The organism is Rhizobacter sp. (assembly GCA_019635355.1).
Classification (GTDB): Bacteria; Pseudomonadota; Gammaproteobacteria; order Burkholderiales; family Burkholderiaceae_C; genus Rhizobacter.
This window is the reverse complement of sequence record JAHBZQ010000001.1, coordinates 1257790-1276675: the sequence shown is the minus strand read 5'-3', so window position 1 is coordinate 1276675 and position 18886 is coordinate 1257790. Positions and strand designations below refer to the sequence as shown.

Here is an 18886-nt window from a genome sequence, read left to right as displayed (position 1 = left end):
AGGACCCGTCGATTGTGCCCCGTCCACAGTAGCATCCGGCCTCTCAAAAGTACCAAGACGACAACGGAGATTCCCCATGCCCATCACCATGCACTCGGCCAGCGTGCCCATGTTCGTTCGCATGCTCACCAACCTGAGCAAGTTCATCGAGAAGGCCGAGGCCCATGCGCAGGCGAAGAAGTTCGACCCGGCCGTCTATCTCGTGTCGCGCCTCGCCCCCGACATGCTGCCCTTCACCCGCCAGGTGCAGATCGCCTGCGACACGGCCAAGTTCTGCATCGCCCGCCTGGGTGGCGTGGAGGCACCCAAGCACGACGACAACGAGGCAAGCCTCGGCGACCTGAAGGCACGCATCGCCAAGACGATCGCGTTCGTTCAATCGGTGCCGGCCGAGCAGATCGCGGGTACTGAAGAGAAGGACATCAACGTGCCCCGCCGCGACGGCGTGCTCGTGATGAAAGGCGAGGCCTACCTCAAGCACTACGCCACGCCCAACTTCTACTTCCACGTGACCACCGCCTACGCCCTGCTGCGCCACAACGGTGTGGAGCTCGGCAAGAGCGATTTTCTGGCGGGCCTCTGATGCTCGAGGCGCTCGGGGTGCACGACCTGCCGCTGTTCATCGCGGCCGGGCTGCTGCTCAACATCACGCCGGGTGCCGACATGCTCTACGTGGCCGGCCATGCCGCGAGCGGCGGGCGCCGTGCGGGCCTGCTGGCGGCGCTGGGCATTGGCGCCGGCTGCCTCTTCCACGTGGCGCTCGCGACGGTCGGGTTGTCGGCCCTGCTGGCCAGCTCCGAGCTGGCCTTCAACCTCGTGAAGTGGGCCGGCGCCGGCTACTTGGTGTGGATGGGCCTCGGCATGCTGCGGGCGCGCCTGCGCGAGGCCCAGCAGCCGGTGGCGCTCGACGCGCGCCGCGTGTTCTGGCGCGGCGTGCTCACCAATGCGCTCAACCCCAAGGTGGCGCTCTTCTTCCTCGCCTTCCTGCCGCAGTTCATGACGCCGAATGCGCCGCACCAGGCACTGGGCTTCGGGCTGCTCGGCCTCGTCTTCACCGTCAACGGCACGCTCGTGACGCTCGCCTTTGCCTGGCTCGCCGGCACCGCGCGCGAGCGCTTCGCGCAGCAGGTGCAGGGCAGCCGCCTCGGGCTGTGGTGCCAGCGTGCCGCGGGGGCGATGTTCATCGGGCTGGGCCTGCGGCTCGCCGTCAGCAGCCGCTGAGACCGGCAATACGGCGCAGCGTTCGTCGTTTCGCAGGATGGCCTGCGCAGCGTGCATCCGGTTACGCTCTGTCCCGTTCGATGGAGACAGGACAACAACACATGAAATGGATACGTCGCGGCGCCTGGGCGCTGCTGTGGCTGGCGCTGATCGTGGCCGTGGCCTTGTGGATCTACAGCCGGCGCGTTCTGCCCACCACCCAGGGCACGATCACGCTGCAAAGCGGCCCGAAGAGCGAGCTGCGCATCGAGCGTGACGCCGACGGCATCCCGACCATCAAGGCCGCCTCGCGTGACGACGCCTTCTTCGGCCTCGGCTACGTGCACGCGCAAGACCGGCTCTGGCAGCTCGAGACGCACAAGCGCATCGCGAGCGGCCGCCTGTCCGAAGCCTTCGGCGAATCGGCGCTGGAGACCGACAAGTTCCTGCGCGCCCTGGGCGTGCGCCGCATGGCCGCCCAACAGTGGGAACAGGTCAGCGCCGAAGGCCGCGCCGCGCTCACCGCCTACGCCGCCGGCATCAACGCTTATGTGCAGAACGAGCTGAGCGCCCGCCCGCCCGAGTTCATGCTGACCGGCGTGCAGCCCGAGCCCTGGGTGCCCGAAGACAGCATGGGCTGGGCCACGATGATGGCCTGGGACCTGGGCGCCAACTGGTCGGGTGAATTGCTGCGGCTTCGCATGGCCCTGCAGATGCCGGTTGAGCGCATCCAGGAGCTGCTGCCGCCGTATCCCGGCGAGAAGCCGCTGCCGACCGCCGACTACGCCGCGCTCTACCGCAACCTGAAGCTCAACGCCAACCTCGGCCAGACGGCGCTCAGCGCGGCGCCCGAGTCGGGCATCGAAGGCGTGGGCTCCAACAACTGGGTGGTGCACGGCTCGCACACCGAGAGCGGCAAGCCGTTGCTCGCCAACGACCCGCACCTGAAGCTCACCGCCCCGGCGCTCTGGTACTTCGCCCGCATGGAAGCGCCCGGCTTCAAGGTGGCCGGCGCCACCATGCCGGGCCTGCCAATGGTGGTGCTGGGCCAGAACGAGCGCATCGCCTGGGGCTTCACCAACACCGGGCCCGACGTGCAAGACCTCTACCTCGAGCGCGTCAACCCCAACGATGCCAACGAGTACCAGACGCCCGAGGGCTGGGCCAAGTTCGCGAGCGTCACCGAAACCATCAAGGTGCGCGGCGGCAGCGAGGTGACGCTCACCGCACGCAGCACGCGGCACGGGCCGGTGATCTCCGACGTGGGCGGCGCCACCGAGGGCATCGTCTCGTCGTCGCGCCCCGCCTACGTGCTGGCCATGCGCTGGACGGCGCTCGACAAGGACAGCGGCACGCTCGACGCCGCGCTCGCCTTCAACAGCGCGCGTTCGGTGCCCGAGTTCATCGCCGCCGCCGGCAAGCACTTGGCACCGATGCAGAACATGGTGGTGGCCGACGTCGACGGCCACATCGGCATGGTGTCGGCCGGCCGCGTGCCGGTGCGCAAGCCGGAAAACGACCTCAAGGGCCTGGTGCCCGCGCCGGGCTGGGACGCCCGCTACGACTGGGCCGGCGTGCTCGAGCCGACGTGGACGCCCCGCGAGACCGACCCGCCGCGCGGCTGGATCGCCACCGCCAACCAGCGCATCCACGCGGCCGACTACCCGCACTTCCTGACCAGCGAATGGGCCGCGCCGTACCGGCAGCAGCGCATCGAGCAGCTGCTCGATGCCAAGCCCAAGCACAGCCTGGAGAGCCTGCAGGCGATGCAGGCCGATGTGCTGTCGCTCGGCACGCAGCGGCTGCTGCCCTTCCTGCGCAAGGCGCAGTCGCCGCACGCACTGGCAGGCGCTGCGCAGAAGGAGCTGGCCGCGTTCGACGGCACGATGGCCGCCGACAAGGCCGCGCCGCTCATCGCCTGGGCCTGGGCGCGGCAGCTCACCGTGGGCCTCTTCCGCGACGAGGTGGGCGCCACCCAGTTCGACAAGCTGATCGCCACCCGCAGCTTCCGCGAGGCGCTCGAAGGCGCGCTGGATCGCAACGACGCCTGGTGGTGCGACGACAAGGGCACCCCGGCGCAAGAGAGCTGCCAGGACCAGGTCAACGCCGCGTTCACCCGCGCCCTCGACGAGCTGCAAGCCCTGCAGGGGGCGGATGTGTCGAAGTGGCAGTGGGGCAAGGCGCACCAGGCGCGTTCGGAGCACCGGCCGTTCAGCCGGGTGAAGCTGCTCGCGAAGTATTTCGAGCTGCGCACGCCGGTGGGTGGCGACACCTACACGGTCAACGTATCGCGGGTGTCGCAGAAACCGGATGCGACCACGGGCGAGCTGTACCTCGATGAACACGGGCCGTCGTTTCGCGCGGTGTATGACCTGGCGGACCCGAGCAAGTCGCGCTTCATGCATTCGACGGGGCAGTCGGGGATCGTCTTTTCGCCGCTGTACAGGAGCTTCATGGACCGCTGGCGTGAGGTGCAGGGTGTGCCGGTGTGGGCGGCGGAGCCGGCGAAGCGGGTGCTGGTGTTGAAGCCTCGGGCTGCCTGAGTTCTCGCTTGCGTCGGTTGGCGCGGCGGGAAGGGCGCGGGGTGAACGGCTCCGTTCATGTCCCCCTTTGGTGACCCTCCCGGGTCACCAAATTCCTCCTAATACTTCACTCCGCCGTTCACCCCACGCCCTTCCCGCGAGACCCTGGGGGCATGCCTGCAGGGACGTGCACATGCGTGCCCGAGCGCAGTGGTGGGGTGCCGTGTGGAGTGAAGCAACTGTGTTCGGTGTCAAGTCAAGAAGAGGTCTTGAGAGGGATGTGTTTGTCGGGATTCCATGCGGAGCCGTCACGCAGCATTGCGTTGAGGATGACGAGAAGCTTGCGCATGCAGGCCACCAGCGCGACCTTCTTGGGCTTGCCTGCGGCCACCAAGCGCTGGTAGTGCGTGCTGATGACCGGGTTGCTTCGGCTCGCCGACAACGCCGCCATGTAGATCACCGAGCGCACCGCCGCACGACCACCCCAGATGTGGCGACTTCCCTTGCGCGGGCCCGAATCGTGCGCCATGGGGGCCGTCCCCACGAGCTTGGCGATGGCCCGCCGGTTCAACTTGCCCAACTCCGGCAAGGCCGCCAGCAGCGTCACGATGGTCACTGCACCCACGCCTTTGACACTGTCCAGCAGCTGCCTCTGGCTGTCGAAGTGGTCATCGATGTGCCGCTGGATTTCCTGGTCGATTTGCTCGATCTGCTTATCCAGCACACGCTTGACGGCCAGGACGCTGCTCTTGGCCTTCTTGTGCGCCGCCACCGCCAGGCGGTTGGCTTCTGCGGCACGCATGTCCACCAGCTGGCGCCGCCGCAGCATCAGCGAGTTGAGCGCCTCACGCTGCGGGTCCGACGGAGCGGTGATGTACTTGTGGCGCTCCTTGTGCCGTGCCAGCACGTCGGCCAGGTCACGCAGGCAGCGTGCGTCCACCCGATCGGTCTTGGCCAGTACACCCATCGACTTGGCAAAGTCGCGCGCTTGGCGCGGATTGATCCGTGCGACGGCTACGTCCGCTTCCTGCAGCGCACACACCAAGCCTCGCTCGTAGCCTCCCGTGGCTTCTATGACCACGAGGTCTACGCGCTCGGCCACGAGCCTGGCGATCAGCTCGTTCCACCCACCGGCGTCGTTGGCCACGCGCAGTTCAACTTCGCTCCAACAAGCATCCAGATGCTGTTTGGACACGTCGATGCCTGCGTTGGGCCGCTGCTCGCCGCTCGCTACCCTGACTTGCGGATGCATGTTCATGATTGGCAACTGTTCGGGCTACACGGTTGTGGGAAGAACGGGCCGGCGCGTTGGCCAATAGCTTCACTTCGAACTGCAAGCTCTCGTAAGGATCAGGTTTGGCGCGCCGACCGCGAACTTGGCTCTCCCTGCAGTCTCCTGCAAGGGGGTGAAAGAAAGATACAAGTATTAGGAGGAATTCCTTGAGCCGGGAGGCTCAAGGAAGGGGGACATGAACGCAACACGGTACCCCGCCGCTGCGCTCTCGCTCAAACCCTCAGCTCTATCCCACGCACCTACACCTGACCGAACAGCGCCTTGCGTTGCGCTGTGTAGTTCCACCAGGGCGCCGGTGCCGCACCGCCCATGAAATCGGTCGCCGCCATGAAGGTGTCGAGCACGCAGGGGTCTTGCCGGGTGCCCGTCACCGAACACAGCTTCTGGTAGAGCACGAAGGCGTCCTTGCCGCGCAGCTGTTGCGGCTGGTGGATGCCGATCAGCCGCAGGTCTTCTGCCAGCGAGGGGCCGATGTTGGGCAGCTGCTCCAGCCGCTCGCACTCATCTGCGCTGCGGGCCTTCGGTGATTTGATCGAGGCCATGATCCGCCTCACATCATCATGTTGTTGCGAATCAGGCCGACGGCGATGCCTTCGAGTTCGAAGTCGACGTCACCGAAGGGAATGACGATGGGCTTGAAGTCAGGGTTCTCGGGCAGCAGCTCGATGCTGGTGCGGGTGCGGCGGAAGCGCTTGACGGTCACGTCTTCGCCCAGGCGGGCCACGACGATCTGGCCGTTCTTCGCGTCTTTGGCTTTCTGCACGGCGAGCAGGTCACCGTCCATGATGCCGGCGTCTCGCATGCTCATGCCACGCACCTTGAGCAGGTAGTCGGGGCGGCGCGGGAACATGCTCGCTTCCATCAGGTAGGTCTGGTCGATGTGCTCCTGCGCGAGGATGGGGCTGCCGGCGGCCACGCGGCCCACCAGCGGCAGCGTGAGCTGCGAGAGGCTGGGCAGGGGCAGGCTGAACTGCTTGCCGCGGATCTCGTTCAGCGCGCGCAACGTGTCAGACTTCAGCCGGATGCCGCGCGAGGTGCCGCCCACGAGCTCGATGACGCCTTTGCGGGCCAGGGCTTGCAGGTGCTCTTCGGCGGCGTTGGCGGAACGGAAGCCCAGCTCGCTCGCGATCTCGGCGCGGGTGGGTGGGGCGCCGGTGCGCTCGATGGCGCTTTGCACGAGATCGAGGATCTGCTGTTGGCGTTCGGTGAGCTTGGGCGCTTCCATCGTGGGCCGTCCTGAGGTTTCATCCAGTGCCTGTATTTTCATCCAGCTCATCAAGAAATGCAAAACACTTCTCGGACGATCGTGGTGCTGGGCACCGGCGGGACCATCGCCGGCACCGCCGCCGATGCGGCTGACAACGTGGGCTACACCGCGGCGCAGCTCGGTGTCGAAGCGCTGGTGAAGGCCGTGCCGGCGCTGGCGGGCCTGCCACTCGAATGCGAGCAGGTGGCGCAGGCCGACAGCAAGGACATGGGCTTTGCCATCTGGCGCGCGCTCGCGCTGCGCACGGCCCATCACCTGGCGCGCGACGACGTGGCCGGCGTGGTCGTGACCCACGGCACCGACACGCTCGAAGAGACCGCCTATTTCCTGCAACGCGTGCTCGCGCCGAAGAAGCCGGTGGCGATGACGGCCGCCATGCGACCGGCCACCTCGCTGAATGCCGACGGCCCGCAGAACCTGCTCGACGCCGTGACCGTGGCCGGCACGTCAGGCGCGCAAGGCGTGGTCGTGGTGACCGCCGGGGCGGTGCACGCCGCCACCGACGTGCGCAAGGCCCACACCTACCGGCTCGACGCGTTCAGCTCGGGCGACGCCGGCTTGCTCGGTGTGGTGGAAGAGGGCCGTGTGACGGCGTGGCGCGCCTGGCCGCAGGGCGAAGCGCTCGGGCTGCAATGGCTGCCGGTGGAAGACGACGCCTGGCCGCAGGTGGAGATCGTGACCAGCCACGCCGGGGCGAGTGGTGCACTCGTGCGCGCGGCCTGCGAGATCGGCGTGCAGGGCCTGGTGGTCGCGGCCACCGGCAACGGCACGGTGCACACGGCGCTCGAAGCTGCGCTGCTCGAAGCCCAAGACCAGGGGGTGACGGTGTGGCGCAGCAGCCGCTGCGGCAACGGCCGGGTGATCGGACGGGCCGACGACGTGCTGCCGTCGGCCGGGGAACTCACGCCTGTGAAGGCGCGGGTGGAGCTGATCCTTCAGCTCCTGACGCCCTGCTAGATCACCGTCAGCGTCACGTCGATGTTGCCGCGGGTGGCGTTCGAATACGGGCACACCTTGTGGGCCGCGGCCACCAGCGCTTCGGCCTGGGCCTTCTCGAAGCCGGGGATCTTGATCGCCATGGCCACCTGGATGCCGAAGCCTCCGGTGATGGGGCCAATGCCCACGTCGGCCGTGATCGACACGTCATCCGGCAGCTTGATCTTCTGTGCGCCGGCCACGGCCTTCATCGCGCCGATGAAGCAGGCCGAGTAGCCGGCGGCGAAGAGCTGCTCGGGGTTGGTGCCTGGGCCACCCGCGCCGCCCAGCTCCTTCGGGGTGCTCAGGTTGACCTTGAGCGCGCCGTCGGACGATTCGGACGTGCCGGTGCGGCCGCCGGTCGAGGTGGCGTGGGCGGTGTAGAGAACTTTTTCGAGGGCCATGTGAAGCTCCGTTCAGGGGTGGTGGAAAGAAGGAAAGGTCAATGTGCCGCCGCGGCATCACCCGCGGTGCCATCGAGGAGATTGGCGCGCAGCTGTTGCAGCCGCTGCGTGAGGCTGTTGATGTCGTTGACGTCGCACTGCATCGCCTGGCTCAGCTGCAACGGCACGCTCTTGGCCTTCTGGCGCAGCGCGCGGCCTTCGGGCGTGAGCTTGACGACGACGCGGCGCTCGTCGGCCGAGTCGCGCTCGCGCTTCAGCCAGCCGGCGGATTCCATCCGCTTGAGCAGTGGGGTCAGCGTGCCGGAGTCAAGGAAGAGCCGCTCGCCCAACTCGCCAACGCCCAGGCCGTCGCGCTCCCAGAGCACCAGCAGCGCCAGGTACTGTGGGTAGGTGAGGCCCAGCGGCGCCAGCAGCGGCTTGTAGAGCTTGGTCATCGCCAGCGACGTGGAATACAGCGCGAAGCACAGCTGCTGGTCGAGTTGCAGCCAGTCGGCGCGGGCCTGTTGAGAGTCGTTGCGGAGGGATCGCATGGGGACGGATGATAAATGAATTGAGCAATTAAATTGTGCGCAATATAAATCCCGTGACCCGACGAGGGGCATTGGACGCACCTCAAGCGTGCGCGTTCAAGTCGGGCGCTGCCGCGTCGATAGAGCTGGGGTTGTCTCAAGGCCTCGCGCTCTCTCGTTCATGAAATCCTGGATTGGCCGGCTCAAGATCTGGCAGAAGTTTGCGGTGCTCGGTGGGTTGACCCTGGTGTTGCTGGTGCCACCCACGGCCTATGTGGTGGTCGGTGAGTTGAAGCACATCCACGCCCGGGAGCGGCAGCAGGCGGGCCTCGCGCCCGTGGCCGAGGTGCTGCGCCTGGTGCAGCTCACGCAGCAGCATCGGGGTCTCACCAACACCTTGCTCAGCGGCGACGCCAGCAAACAGACGCCGCGGCAGGCCAAGCAGCAGGAGGTCGACGCGGCCATCGCCAAGGTGCTCGACGCCGCCGGTGCCACGCCCAGCGCGCGCGTGAGCAGCCGCCGCGAGCGCATGCGTGCGCAATGGCAGGCGCTGTCGGCCGATGTGGCCGGCGGCCAGCTCGCGCTGCCGGCCAGCTTTGCGCGCCACAGCGCGTTGATCAAGGAAGAGCTGGCGCTCGTTGACGACTTGATGGACGCGAGCGGCCTGTCGCGCGACACCGTGGCCGCCACGCACCACCTGAGCCTGGCCGCTCTGCGCAGCCTGCCCCAGCTCAGCGAATACCTCGGCCAGGCCCGCGCCCGCGGGGCCGGCTACCTGGCCAAGGGCCAGCTCGACCCGACCGACCGGGTGACGCTGAATCAGCTCGTCGAAGCCGTGCAGGACCAGGCCGCGCGCGTGAACGCCGACCTCGACCACGCGACCGATGCGGACGCCGCCGCGCTCGGCCCGCTGGCCGAGCGTCGCCAGCAGGCCGCGGCCGGGGCCGACGAGGCGGTGAAGCTCATCCAGTCGCAGGTGCTGGAGGCGACCGCGCTCACCCTGGCGCCGGGCCAGTTCTTCAGTGCGATGACGGGTCACGTCGACGCGCAGTACGCACTTGGCGCGGCCACCTTCGAGGTGCTCAACGCCGAATTCGAGCGTGAGCTGGCCGCCACGCGGCGCCTGCTGTGGCTGCTGGCACCTGTCATCGTGCTGGGTGGGCTGGCGGCGGCGTGGCTCATCGTGACCATCGCCCGCACCACCTCGCGCTCGATGGCACAGGCGCTGGCCGCGTCGAACGCCTTGGCGAGTGGCGACCTGAGCTTCCGTGCACGTGCCGAGACGCAAGACGAGCTGGGCCAGATGCTGCGCGCACTGGGCGGCTCTGCCGGTGCGATTGCGGAGGTGGTCTCGCACATCAAGTCGTCGAGTGACTCCATCGCCACGGGCTCCGACCAGATCGCCGCCGGCAACATCGACCTGAGCCAGCGCACCGAAGAGCAGGCGGCCAACCTGCAGCGCACGGCCGCCTCGATGGTGCAGCTGGCGAGCACGGTGCGCAGCAACGCCGACAACGCGCAGCAGGCCTCGCAGCTCGCGAGCTCCGCCACCAGCGTGGCCGCGCGGGGCGGCGAGATGATGGGCCAGGTGGTCGCCACCATGAGCGACATCGCCCAGAGCTCCAAGAAGATCGCCGACATCATCGGCGTGATCGACGGCATCGCCTTCCAGACCAACATCCTCGCGCTCAACGCGGCGGTGGAAGCGGCGCGCGCCGGTGAGCAGGGGCGTGGCTTCGCGGTGGTGGCCGCCGAGGTGCGCTCGCTGGCCCAGCGCAGTGCTGGCGCGGCGCGCGAGATCAAGAGCCTGATCGGCGAAAGCGTGACACGCGTGGAGTCGGGCTCACAGCTGGTGAACGATGCCGGCGCGACGATGAGCGACATCGTCGCGCAGGTGCAGCGCGTGAGCGACCTCATCGGCGAGATCGGCCATGCGGCGCATGAGCAGCACGCGGGCATCGAGCAGGTCACCGGCGCGGTGGCCGAGCTCGACCAGGTGACGCAGCAGAACGCGGCGCTGGTGGAAGAGTCGGCCGCCGCGGCCGAAAGCCTCAAGCACCAGGCGAGCAAGCTCGCCGAGGCGGTGCGCGCGTTCAGGCTCTGATCAGGCGCCCGCCGAGAGCTCGTCGATCTGCGTGGTGAGTTCGAGCCAGCGGCCTTCGGCCTGCTCGGTCTCGTCGCCGATCTGCTTGAGCCGCTTGCCTTGCTCCACGCGCTGGGCCGGCGTGAGGTCGGGGCGGGCCGAGGCCGCCTCGATGTTGTCTTTCTCCTGGGTCAGCGCGGCGATGCGCTTTTCCAGCGTCTCCAACTCCTTGCGCAGCGGCTTGGTCTGCTCCGCGAGCTTCTGGCGGGCCTGGCCCGAGAGCTTGCGGTCTTCGCGCTTGGCCGGCTCGGGCGGCGGTGCTGCGGCCACCACGGCGGCCTGCTTCTCTTTCCTGACCTTGCCGCTGGCCGCATCCTTCGCGGCTCGGGCCATCTCGCGTGAGGTTTCGAGCAGCCACTTCTGGTAGTCGTCGAGGTCGCCGTCGAAGGGCTTCACGGTGCCTTCGGTGACGAGCCAGAACTCGTCGCATACCTCGCGCAGCAGCGCCCGGTCGTGGCTCACCAGCATCACCGTGCCTTCGAACTCGTTGAGCGCCATCGAGAGCGCCTCGCGGGTGGTGAGGTCGAGGTGGTTGGTCGGCTCGTCGAGCAGCAGCAGGTTGGGGCGCTGCCACACGAGCATCGCGAGCACGAGGCGGGCCTTCTCGCCGCCCGAGAGCGTGCCCACCGCCTGCTGGACCATGTCGCCGACGAAACGGAAGGAACCCAGGAAGTCGCGCAGCTCCTGCTCGCGCGCCTGCGGCCCCACGTCGCGCGCGAGGCGGATCATGTGCATCAGCGGGCCGTCGTCGAGCGAGAGCACGTCGAGCTCCTGCTGCGCGAAGTAGCCGATCGACAGCCCCTTGCCTTCGGTCACCTCGCCCGAGATGAGCGGGATCTCGTGCGCAATCGTCTTCACGAGCGTCGACTTGCCCTGGCCGTTGGCACCGAGGATGCCGATGCGCTGGCCGGCGAGCACCGAGCGGTTGATGTCCTTGACGATGGGCACGCCGTTGTAGCCGCAGCACATCATCGAGAACGCGAGCATCGGGTTGGGCAGCGAGACGGGCTCGCGGAACTCGAACTGGAAGTCGCTGCTGGTGAGCACCGGGCCCAGCTTTTCCATGCGGGCCAGCGCCTTGACCCGGCTTTGCGCCTGCTTGGCCTTGCTGGCCTTGGCCTTGAAGCGGTCGATGAACTTCTGCAGGTGCGCCATGCGCTCCTGCTGCTTGGCGTAGTTGGCCTGCGCCTGCAGCAGGCGCTCGGCGCGCATCTCTTCGAAGGCGGTGTAGTTGCCGGTGTAGCGGGTCAGGCGTGTTTCATCGAGGTGCAGCGTGACCTTGGTGATCGCATCGAGGAACTCGCGGTCGTGGCTGATCACGATCATCGTGCCTTCGAACTTCTGCAGCCAGGCTTCGAGCCAGACGAGGGCGTCGAGGTCGAGGTGGTTGGTGGGCTCGTCGAGCAGCATCAGGTCGGCGGGGCACATCAGCGCACGCGCGAGCTGCAGGCGCATGCGCCAGCCGCCCGAGAAGCTGTTGACCGGGTCGTCGAGCTGGTCGAGGCGGAAGCCCAGGCCCATCAGCAGGGCTTGGGCGCGCGGGCGGGCTTCGAAGCCGCCGGCTTCGGCGATCTCCTGGTGGGCGTCGGCCATCGCGTGGCCGTCGTCGGCGGCTTCGGCCGCAGCGAGTGCGGCGTTGGCTTCCATCAGGCGGGTGTCGCCTTCGAGCACGAAATCGGTGGCGCCTTGCTCGGTCTCGGGCATGTTCTGAGCCACTTCGCCCACACGCCAGCGCGGCGGGATGGAAACGTCGCCCGAATCGGACTGCAGCCGATGCGTCAGCAGGGAGAAGAGCGACGACTTGCCGGCTCCGTTGCGGCCGACGAGGCCGATCTTTTCACCCGGCTGCAGGGTGACGCTCGCGTCCTGCAGCACGATCTTCGTGCCGCGGCGCAGGGTGACGTTCTTGATGACTATCATGCTCAGACTTCAATCCAAATTCCTGCGAGACCCAACATGAGCCGCGGCCTCACCACCCAACTTCTCCATGCCGACCGCCTGGGCGGCGTGGAGCACGGTGCCACCCACAAACCTCTGCACACCTCGGCGGCCTATGGCTACGAGACCGCCGCCGAGCTCGCCTCGGTCTTCCAGGGCGAGCGCAGCGGCCATGTGTACGCCCGCCAGGGCAACCCCACCACGCAAGCCCTCGAAGCCAAGATCACGCTGCTGGAAGGCGGCGTGGGCACCGTGAGCTTCGCCACCGGCATGGGCGCCATCGGCTCGATGTTCATCGCCTTGCTCAAGCAGGGCGATCACGTCGTGGCCAGCCAGTTCCTCTTCGGCAACACGGCCAGCCTGTTCACGACGCTTGAAAACCTGGGCTGCTCGGTGACGCTGGTCGATGCGACCGACGCCCGCCTGGTGGCCCAGGCCATCACGCCCAAGACCCGTATTGTCTTCGTAGAAACGATTGCCAACCCGAGAACGCAGGTGGCCGACCTCGAAGGCATCGGCAAGCTGTGTGCGGAACGCTGCATTTTGTACGTGGTTGACAACACCATGACCACGCCGTACCTCTTCCGGCCCTCCGTGGTGAAGGCTGGCCTGGTGATGAATTCGCTGTCCAAGTCGATCAGCGGCCACGGCAACGTGCTGGGCGGCGCGATCACCGACACCGGGCTCTTCGACTGGTCGACCTTCCCCAACATCCAGGCGTCCTACAAGAAGGGCGCGCCCAAGAGCTGGGGCCTGCTGCAGATCCGCAAGAAGGGCCTGCGCGACTTCGGCGCCACGCTCGGCGCCGAGGCGGCGCACCGCATCTCGAACGGGGCCGAGACGCTCACCCTGCGCATGGACCGGGTCTGCGACAACACCCTGAAGCTCACCACCTGGCTGGAGCAGCACCCCAAGGTGGCGGCGGTGTACTACCCGGGCCTGAAGAGCCACGCCCAGCACGAGAACGCCAAGCGCTGGTTCAAGGCCTATGGCGGGCTGATGAGCTTCGAGCTGAAGCCGGGGCATGACACCTTCGCCATGCTCGATGCGCTGGAGCTGGTCATCAAGTCCAGCCACCTGGGCGACAACCGCACGCTGGCCATCCCCGTGGCACAGACCATCTTCTGGGAGATGGGCCTGGAGAAACGCCAGAAGATGGGCATCAGCGAATCGCTGGTGCGCATCTCGGTCGGCATCGAAGACTACGTCGACCTGCAGGCCGACTTCGAGCAGGCGCTGGCGAAGGTCTGAACGGAGCTCAGCGCTGCCAGCGTTGCAGCGCGTCTCGGGTCACGAGCAGCACCTCGTCGCTGCCCGCACTCGTCTCCAGCCACGCCACTTCGAGCTTGCGGAACGCGTGCTCGAAGTGGGGGCGCTCGTTGCCGATCTCCAGCACCAGCACGCCGATGTCGCTCATGCGCGAGGGGGCGTCTTTCAGGATGCGGCGCACCAGGTCCATGCCGTCGTCGCCACCGGCCAGCGCCAGCTGCGGCTCGTGCAGGTATTCCTTCGGCAGCTCTCGCATGCTCTGTGCGTTGACGTAGGGCGGGTTGCAGACGATCAGGTCGTAGGGGCCCTTCAGCTCGTTCAGCAGGTCCGACTTGATGAGCGTGATGCGCTTGCCGAGCTTGTGCTTGTCGACGTTGATCTTCGCAATCGCCAACGCGTCATCGGAGATGTCGGCGGCGTCGACCGTGACCTCAGGGTAGGCCATCGCCGCGATGACGGCCAGGCTGCCGTTGCCGGTGCACAGGTCGAGCACGCGCTGCGTGCGTTCGGAGAGCCACGCGTCGAGCGTGCCTTCGCCCTCGCCATCGGCCAACAGCTCGGCGATGAAGGAGCGCGGCACGATGGCGCGTTCGTCGATGTAGAAAGGCACGTTCTGCAGCCAGGCTTCCTTCGTGATGTAGGCGGCGGGGCGGCGCGTCTCGATGCGCTCGGTGATCACCGCGTCGATCTTCGCGAGTTCGGCGTCGGAGAGCTCGCGCTTGGCGTGCGGCTCCAGCTCGTCGATCGGCATGCCGAGCGCCCACAACACGAGCCACGCGGCCTCGTCGAACGCGTTGGTCGTGCCATGCCCAAACGAAACGCCCGCCGTTTTGAGGCGGGCGGCTTGCGCGGTGATGCAGTCGATGAGCTTCACAGCAGCAGTCCTTCCAGTGTCTTGCGGTAGATGTTCTTGAGCGGGTCGATGTCGGCCACGCGCACGTGTTCGTCGATCTTGTGGATGCTCTCGTTGAGCGGGCCGAATTCGACGACCTGCTCGCAGATCTTCGAGATGAAGCGGCCGTCGGAGGTGCCGCCCGTCGTCGAGAGTTCGGTCGTGACGCCCGTCTCGCTGCGGATCGCCGCATCGAGCGCGTCGACCAGTGCGCCACGCGGCGTGATGAAGGGCTCGCCGCTCAGCGACCAGGTGATCGCGTATTCGAGCTCGTGCCGGTCGAGCACCGACTGCACCCGGGCCTTGAGCGTTTCGGGCGTCTGCTCGGTCGAGAAGCGGAAGTTGAAGTCGATCACCAACTCGCCGGGGATCACGTTCGACGCACCGGTGCCGCCGTGGATGTTCGACATCTGCCAGCTCGTCGGCGGGAAGTATTCGTTGCCGCGGTCCCACTCGATGGCGGCCAGCTCGGCCAGCGCCGGGGCGGCGAGGTGGATCGGGTTCTTGGCGAGCTGCGGGTAGGCGATGTGGCCTTGCACGCCCTTGACGGTGAGCTTGCCCGAGAGCGAGCCGCGCCGGCCGTTCTTGATCATGTCGCCGAGCGTGTTGACCGAGGTGGGTTCGCCGACAATGCAGTAGTCGAGCTTCTCGCCGCGCGCCTTGAGCGCTTCGCAGACCTTGACGGTGCCGTCGACCGAGGGGCCTTCCTCGTCGCTCGTGATGAGCAGCGCGATGCCCCCGCAACGCTCGCCGTGCTGCGCGACGAATTCCTCGGCCGCCACCACGAAGGCGGCGATGGAGGTTTTCATGTCGGCCGCGCCACGGCCATAGAGCTTGCCCTCACGGTGGGTGGGCACGAAGGGGTCGCTCGTCCACTGCGTCAGCGGTCCGGTGGGCACCACGTCGGTGTGGCCGGCGAAGACGAGCAGCTTGCTGCCCGGCCGGCCCCGGCGCACGGCCCAGAGGTTGGTGACGCGGAAGGCATCCGGCCCGAAGGCGAGGGTCTCGCATTCGAAGCCGAGGGGCGCGAGGCGCTTGGCGATCAGGTCCTGGCAGCCACCATCGTCGGGGGTGACCGAGCGGCGGGCGATCAGCTGTTCGGTCAGTCCGAGCGTCGACGAAAAGGCAGCCGACATCGATCAGAAGCGCGTGGCCCGGAAGCCGCTGTTGCGGCCGTCGTCGCCGGGCACGTCGAGCGTGATCTCGGTGAAGGTCGGCTGGTCGTCGACTTCTTCCTTCTTGGGTTGCAGGCGCGACACCGGCTCGGTGTCGTTCTGCAGGCGCCACATCAGGTTGGTCGGCGAGTCAGCATAGGCCAGGCCTTCGTCGCGCGTGATCACGCCTTCGCCGATGAGGCGGGCGAGGTCGGCCTCGAAGGTCTGCGAGCCTTCGGCCATGGAGTTTTCCATCGCCTCTTTCACGCCGTTGAAGTCGCCTTGCTCGATGAGTTCGGACACGAGCTTGGTGTTGAGCATCACCTCCACCGCCGGGCGGCGGCCACCGGCCGAGGCGCGCACGAGGCGCTGCGACACGATCGCCTTCAAGCCCGAGGCCAGGTCCGACAGCAGCGCAGGGCGCGACTCCGGCGTGTAGAACGACAAGATCCGGCCGAGCGCGTGGTAGCTGTTGTTGGCGTGCAGCGTCGACACCACCAGGTGACCCGACAGCGAATACGAGATCGCCATCGTCATCGTCTCGCGGTCGCGGATTTCACCGATGTAGATGCAGTCGGGTGCCTGGCGCAGCGCGTTCTTCAGCGCGATCTGCAGCGACTGCGTGTCGCGGCCCACCTCGCGCTGGTTCACCATCGAGCGCTTGTTGTGGAAGATGAACTCGATCGGGTCCTCGATGGTGAGGATGTGGCCGGCCATCTGCTGGTTGCGCTGCTCGATCATCGAGGCGAGCGTGGTGCTCTTGCCGGTGCCGGTGGCGCCCACCAGCAGGATGAGCCCACGCTTTTCCAGGATCATCGTGTTGAGCACGGGCGGCAGGTTGAGGCTGCCCAGCGCCGGGATGTCGTGCGGAATGCAGCGGAAGACGGCCGCAATCGAGCCACGCTGGCGGAAGGCGCTCAGGCGGAAGCTGCCCACGCCGCTGATGCCGATGCCCACGTTGAGCTCGCCCGTGTCTTCCAGGTCTTCGAGCTGGCTCGGGGTGAGCAGCTCGGCCAGCAGCTGGCGCGGTTGGCTTGCGCTCAGAGGCTGGTCGGAGAGCTGGAGGATCTGCCCGTTGATCTTGATGAGGATGGGCGTGGCGGCCGACAGGTAGACGTCGGACGCACTCTTCTCGGCCATCAGCCGCAGCACGCGTTCCATGTTGCCGCCGGATGCGGCGGTGCTGCTCGTCGTGGTGTTCATCGGAGTCCTTTCAGGGGCTCGATCCATCAGGTTCAGAGAGCGAGGCGAGACTTCTTCGTTTTTATGGAAATCAGCTGCGCAGCAGTTCGTTGATGCTGGTCTTGGCGCGCGTTTCGGCGGTGACGCGCTTGACGATCACCGCGCAGTAGAGGCTGTGGCTGCCGTCGACCGCAGGCAGCGAGCCGCTCACGACCACCGAGCCCGAAGGAATGCGGCCGTAGGAAATCTCACCCGTCATGCGGTTGTAGATCTTGGTGCTCTGGCTGATGTACACGCCCATCGAGATCACCGAGTTCTCTTCGACGATAACGCCTTCGACCACTTCGGAGCGGGCGCCGATGAAGCAGTTGTCTTCGATGATGGTCGGGTTGGCCTGCAGCGGCTCCAGCACGCCGCCGATGCCCACGCCGCCCGAGAGGTGCACGTTCTTGCCGATCTGCGCGCACGAGCCCACGGTGGCCCAGGTGTCGACCATCGTGCCTTCATCCACGTAGGCGCCGATGTTGACGTAAGAAGGCATCAGCACCACGTTCTTCGCGACGTAGCTGCCATGGCGGGCCACGGCCGGCGGCACGATGCGCACGCCGGTCGCGCGCACTTCTTCTTCGCTGAGGCTCGAGAACTTGGTTTTCACCTTGTCGAAGAAGGCGAGGTCGCCTGCGTGCATCAGCGCGTTGTCGTTCAGGCGGAACGACAGCAGCACCGCCTTCTTGACCCACTGGTTCACCGTCCAGTCGCCCACGCCCTTGCGGTCGGCCACGCGGGTACGGCCGGCGTTCAGGTCGTCGACCACTTGCGTCACGGCATTGCGGATCTCGGGGCTCGCGTTTTGCGGGTTGAGGCTCGCACGGCCCTCCCAGGCGAGGTCGATGATGTTCTGGAGCTGTTGGGTCATGAGAGGTTTTGGGCTTAGAGGGACTTCACTGAGAAGCGACGTAAGAGCGGATGCGGTGCGCGGCTTCGAGGCATTCCTCGACCTCGGCCACCAGGGCCAGCCGCACCCGGCCTTTGCCTGGGTTCACACCGTCGACTTCACGGGCGAGCAGGCTGCCGGGCAGGACGGTCACATTGTATTGAGCCAGGAGCCCGAGGGCGAAGGCGACGTCGTCTCCACCCGGCACGCCCGCCCACAGGTAGAAGCTCGCGTCGGGCAGCTTCACGTCGAGCGCCTGCTCGAGCACGGGCATCACCTGCGCGAACTTGCGGCGGTACTTCTCACGGTTGTCGACCACATGCTGCTCGTCGTTCCAGCCGGCGATGCTCGCGTGCTGGATCATCTGGCTCATGGCGCTGCCGTGGTAGGTGCGGTAGAGCAGGAATTTCTTGATGATCTGCGCGTCGCCGGCCACGAAGCCCGAGCGCATGCCGGGCACGTTGGAGCGCTTCGAGAGGCTGGTGAGCGCGATCAGGTTCTTGAAATCCTGGCGGCCGAGCTGGGCGGCGGCTTCGAGGCCGCCGAGCGGTGGCTCTTCGCGGAAGTAGATCTCGGAGTAGCACTCGTCGGAGGCGATCACGAAGCCGTGGCGCTCGCTCAGCTCGAAGAGGCGCTTCCACTCGGCCAGCGGCATCACCGCGCCGGTCGGGTTGCCGGGCGAGCAGACGTAGATCAGCTGGGTCTTGGCCCACACGCTCTCGGGCACGGCGTCCCAGTCGGCGGCGAAGTTGCGCTTCGGGTCGCTCGCCACGTAGTGCGGCGTAGCGCCGGAGAGCAGGGCCGCGCCCTCGTAGATTTGATAGAAGGGATTGGGGCAGACGACGGTGGCGCCGGGCTTCGTCGGGTCGATCACCGTCTGGGCCAGGGCGAAAAGCGCTTCGCGTGAGCCGTTGACGGGCAGCACCTGCGTGCTGGCGTCCACCGTCACGCCATAGCGGCGGGCGAGCCAGCCGGCACACGACTCGCGCATGGCGCGGTCGCCCGCCGTCGCCGGGTAGGCCGCGAGGCCACCGAAGCCGGCCACCAGCGCATCGAGGATGAGCTGCGGCGTCGCGTGCTTGGGCTCGCCGATGCCGAGGCTGATCGGCTTGTAGGCGGGGTTGGGGGTGATGTCCTTGCTGAGAGCGCTCAGCCGTTCGAAGGGGTAGGGGTGCAGCTTGGCCAGCAGAGGGTTCATGCGCC

General features: G+C 67.2%; 17 protein-coding genes. 6 read left to right on the top strand and 11 right to left on the bottom strand.

The window, feature by feature from the left end:
- Nucleotides 1-76 precede the first annotated feature (76 nt).
- The 3 genes from KF892_05680 (at nucleotide 77) to KF892_05670 (ending at nucleotide 3743) form a co-directional block, all read left to right on the top strand.
- Complete coding sequence (locus tag KF892_05680; protein ID MBX3624482.1) at nucleotides 77-583, top strand: DUF1993 domain-containing protein; 507 nt, start codon at nucleotides 77-79, stop codon at nucleotides 581-583.
- Nucleotides 583-1221, top strand: a complete 639-nt coding sequence (locus KF892_05675; protein MBX3624481.1) for a LysE family translocator — start codon at nucleotides 583-585, stop codon at nucleotides 1219-1221. Before KF892_05680 ends, KF892_05675 begins: the two co-directional genes overlap by 1 nt.
- 101 nt (nucleotides 1222-1322) lie before the next feature.
- Complete coding sequence (locus KF892_05670; GenBank protein ID MBX3624480.1) at nucleotides 1323-3743, top strand: penicillin acylase family protein; 2421 nt, start codon at nucleotides 1323-1325, stop codon at nucleotides 3741-3743.
- 235 nt (nucleotides 3744-3978) lie between these two features.
- Here KF892_05670 and KF892_05665 read toward each other — a convergent pair whose 3' ends face one another.
- From KF892_05665 to lexA, 3 genes are all read right to left on the bottom strand, one after another.
- Complete coding sequence (locus tag KF892_05665) at nucleotides 3979-4974, bottom strand: IS110 family transposase (GenBank protein MBX3624479.1); 996 nt, start codon at nucleotides 4972-4974, stop codon at nucleotides 3979-3981.
- A gap of 281 nt (nucleotides 4975-5255) precedes the next feature.
- Nucleotides 5256-5558: a helix-hairpin-helix domain-containing protein gene (locus KF892_05660; protein ID MBX3624478.1), complete on the bottom strand. Its 303-nt coding sequence runs from the start codon at nucleotides 5556-5558 to the stop codon at nucleotides 5256-5258.
- Between the two features lie 8 nt (nucleotides 5559-5566).
- Complete coding sequence (gene lexA, locus KF892_05655; protein ID MBX3624477.1) at nucleotides 5567-6241, bottom strand: transcriptional repressor LexA; 675 nt, start codon at nucleotides 6239-6241, stop codon at nucleotides 5567-5569.
- A gap of 57 nt (nucleotides 6242-6298) precedes the next feature.
- On the opposite strand from lexA, the gene KF892_05650 reads away from it, so the two are divergent.
- Nucleotides 6299-7240 carry an asparaginase gene (locus KF892_05650; GenBank protein MBX3624476.1) on the top strand — a complete coding sequence of 314 codons (942 nt, stop codon included), beginning with the start codon at nucleotides 6299-6301 and terminating at the stop codon, nucleotides 7238-7240.
- On the opposite strand, the gene KF892_05645 is transcribed toward KF892_05650, so the two are convergent.
- A complete protein-coding gene (locus KF892_05645) occupies nucleotides 7237-7662 on the bottom strand; it encodes an organic hydroperoxide resistance protein (protein ID MBX3624475.1) in 426 nt (141 codons plus the stop codon). The two genes, KF892_05650 and KF892_05645, sit on opposite strands and share 4 nt — an antisense overlap.
- Nucleotides 7663-7700: 38 nt before the next feature.
- On the bottom strand, nucleotides 7701-8192 hold the full coding sequence (locus KF892_05640) for a MarR family transcriptional regulator (protein ID MBX3624474.1): 492 nt from the start codon (nucleotides 8190-8192) through the stop codon (nucleotides 7701-7703).
- Nucleotides 8193-8352: 160 nt separating this feature from the next.
- On the opposite strand from KF892_05640, the gene KF892_05635 reads away from it, so the two are divergent.
- Nucleotides 8353-10275, top strand: a complete 1923-nt coding sequence (locus KF892_05635) for a nitrate- and nitrite sensing domain-containing protein (GenBank protein ID MBX3624473.1) — start codon at nucleotides 8353-8355, stop codon at nucleotides 10273-10275.
- Here the strand turns inward: KF892_05635 and KF892_05630 are convergent, their stop codons facing one another.
- Nucleotides 10276-12234 (bottom strand): ATP-binding cassette domain-containing protein, encoded by a 1959-nt coding sequence (locus KF892_05630; protein ID MBX3624472.1) that lies wholly within the window; start codon nucleotides 12232-12234, stop codon nucleotides 10276-10278.
- Nucleotides 12235-12270: 36 nt separating this feature from the next.
- Here KF892_05630 and KF892_05625 point away from each other — a divergent pair, with 36 nt between their 5' ends.
- Nucleotides 12271-13503 carry a cystathionine gamma-synthase family protein gene (locus KF892_05625; protein MBX3624471.1) on the top strand — a complete coding sequence of 411 codons (1233 nt, stop codon included), beginning with the start codon at nucleotides 12271-12273 and terminating at the stop codon, nucleotides 13501-13503.
- 7 nt (nucleotides 13504-13510) lie between these two features.
- On the opposite strand, the gene prmB is transcribed toward KF892_05625, so the two are convergent.
- From prmB to dapC, 5 genes are all read right to left on the bottom strand, one after another.
- The gene (gene prmB, locus KF892_05620; protein ID MBX3624470.1) at nucleotides 13511-14395 is read right to left on the bottom strand and encodes a 50S ribosomal protein L3 N(5)-glutamine methyltransferase; all 885 of its coding nucleotides are present in this window, start codon (nucleotides 14393-14395) and stop codon (nucleotides 13511-13513) included.
- On the bottom strand, nucleotides 14392-15549 hold the full coding sequence (dapE, locus tag KF892_05615; protein ID MBX3624469.1) for a succinyl-diaminopimelate desuccinylase: 1158 nt from the start codon (nucleotides 15547-15549) through the stop codon (nucleotides 14392-14394). The genes prmB and dapE overlap by 4 nt, the downstream gene beginning before the upstream one ends.
- A 3-nt stretch (nucleotides 15550-15552) precedes the next feature.
- The gene (locus KF892_05610) at nucleotides 15553-16728 is read right to left on the bottom strand and encodes a PilT/PilU family type 4a pilus ATPase (protein MBX3624468.1); all 1176 of its coding nucleotides are present in this window, start codon (nucleotides 16726-16728) and stop codon (nucleotides 15553-15555) included.
- Between the two features lie 112 nt (nucleotides 16729-16840).
- On the bottom strand, nucleotides 16841-17665 hold the full coding sequence (gene dapD, locus KF892_05605) for a 2,3,4,5-tetrahydropyridine-2,6-dicarboxylate N-succinyltransferase (protein ID MBX3624467.1): 825 nt from the start codon (nucleotides 17663-17665) through the stop codon (nucleotides 16841-16843).
- Between the two features lie 25 nt (nucleotides 17666-17690).
- Nucleotides 17691-18881, bottom strand: coding sequence for a succinyldiaminopimelate transaminase (gene dapC / locus KF892_05600; GenBank protein MBX3624466.1), 1191 nt, complete (start codon nucleotides 18879-18881; stop codon nucleotides 17691-17693).
- Nucleotides 18882-18886 lie beyond the last annotated feature (5 nt).

Coding starts and splice junctions, on each gene's coding strand:
- KF892_05680 (MBX3624482.1), top strand. CDS start 77: ATGCCCATCACCATGCACTCGGCCAGCGTGCCCATGTTCGTTCGCATG.
- KF892_05675 (MBX3624481.1), top strand. CDS start 583: ATGCTCGAGGCGCTCGGGGTGCACGACCTGCCGCTGTTCATCGCGGCC.
- KF892_05670 (MBX3624480.1), top strand. CDS start 1,323: ATGAAATGGATACGTCGCGGCGCCTGGGCGCTGCTGTGGCTGGCGCTG.
- KF892_05665 (MBX3624479.1), bottom strand. CDS start 4,974: ATGCATCCGCAAGTCAGGGTAGCGAGCGGCGAGCAGCGGCCCAACGCA.
- KF892_05660 (MBX3624478.1), bottom strand. CDS start 5,558: ATGGCCTCGATCAAATCACCGAAGGCCCGCAGCGCAGATGAGTGCGAG.
- lexA (MBX3624477.1), bottom strand. CDS start 6,241: ATGGAAGCGCCCAAGCTCACCGAACGCCAACAGCAGATCCTCGATCTC.
- KF892_05650 (MBX3624476.1), top strand. CDS start 6,299: ATGCAAAACACTTCTCGGACGATCGTGGTGCTGGGCACCGGCGGGACC.
- KF892_05645 (MBX3624475.1), bottom strand. CDS start 7,662: ATGGCCCTCGAAAAAGTTCTCTACACCGCCCACGCCACCTCGACCGGC.
- KF892_05640 (MBX3624474.1), bottom strand. CDS start 8,192: ATGCGATCCCTCCGCAACGACTCTCAACAGGCCCGCGCCGACTGGCTG.
- KF892_05635 (MBX3624473.1), top strand. CDS start 8,353: ATGAAATCCTGGATTGGCCGGCTCAAGATCTGGCAGAAGTTTGCGGTG.
- KF892_05630 (MBX3624472.1), bottom strand. CDS start 12,234: ATGATAGTCATCAAGAACGTCACCCTGCGCCGCGGCACGAAGATCGTG.
- KF892_05625 (MBX3624471.1), top strand. CDS start 12,271: ATGAGCCGCGGCCTCACCACCCAACTTCTCCATGCCGACCGCCTGGGC.
- dapE (MBX3624469.1), bottom strand. CDS start 15,549: ATGTCGGCTGCCTTTTCGTCGACGCTCGGACTGACCGAACAGCTGATC.
- KF892_05610 (MBX3624468.1), bottom strand. CDS start 16,728: ATGGAACGCGTGCTGCGGCTGATGGCCGAGAAGAGTGCGTCCGACGTC.
- dapD (MBX3624467.1), bottom strand. CDS start 17,665: ATGACCCAACAGCTCCAGAACATCATCGACCTCGCCTGGGAGGGCCGT.
- dapC (MBX3624466.1), bottom strand. CDS start 18,881: ATGAACCCTCTGCTGGCCAAGCTGCACCCCTACCCCTTCGAACGGCTG.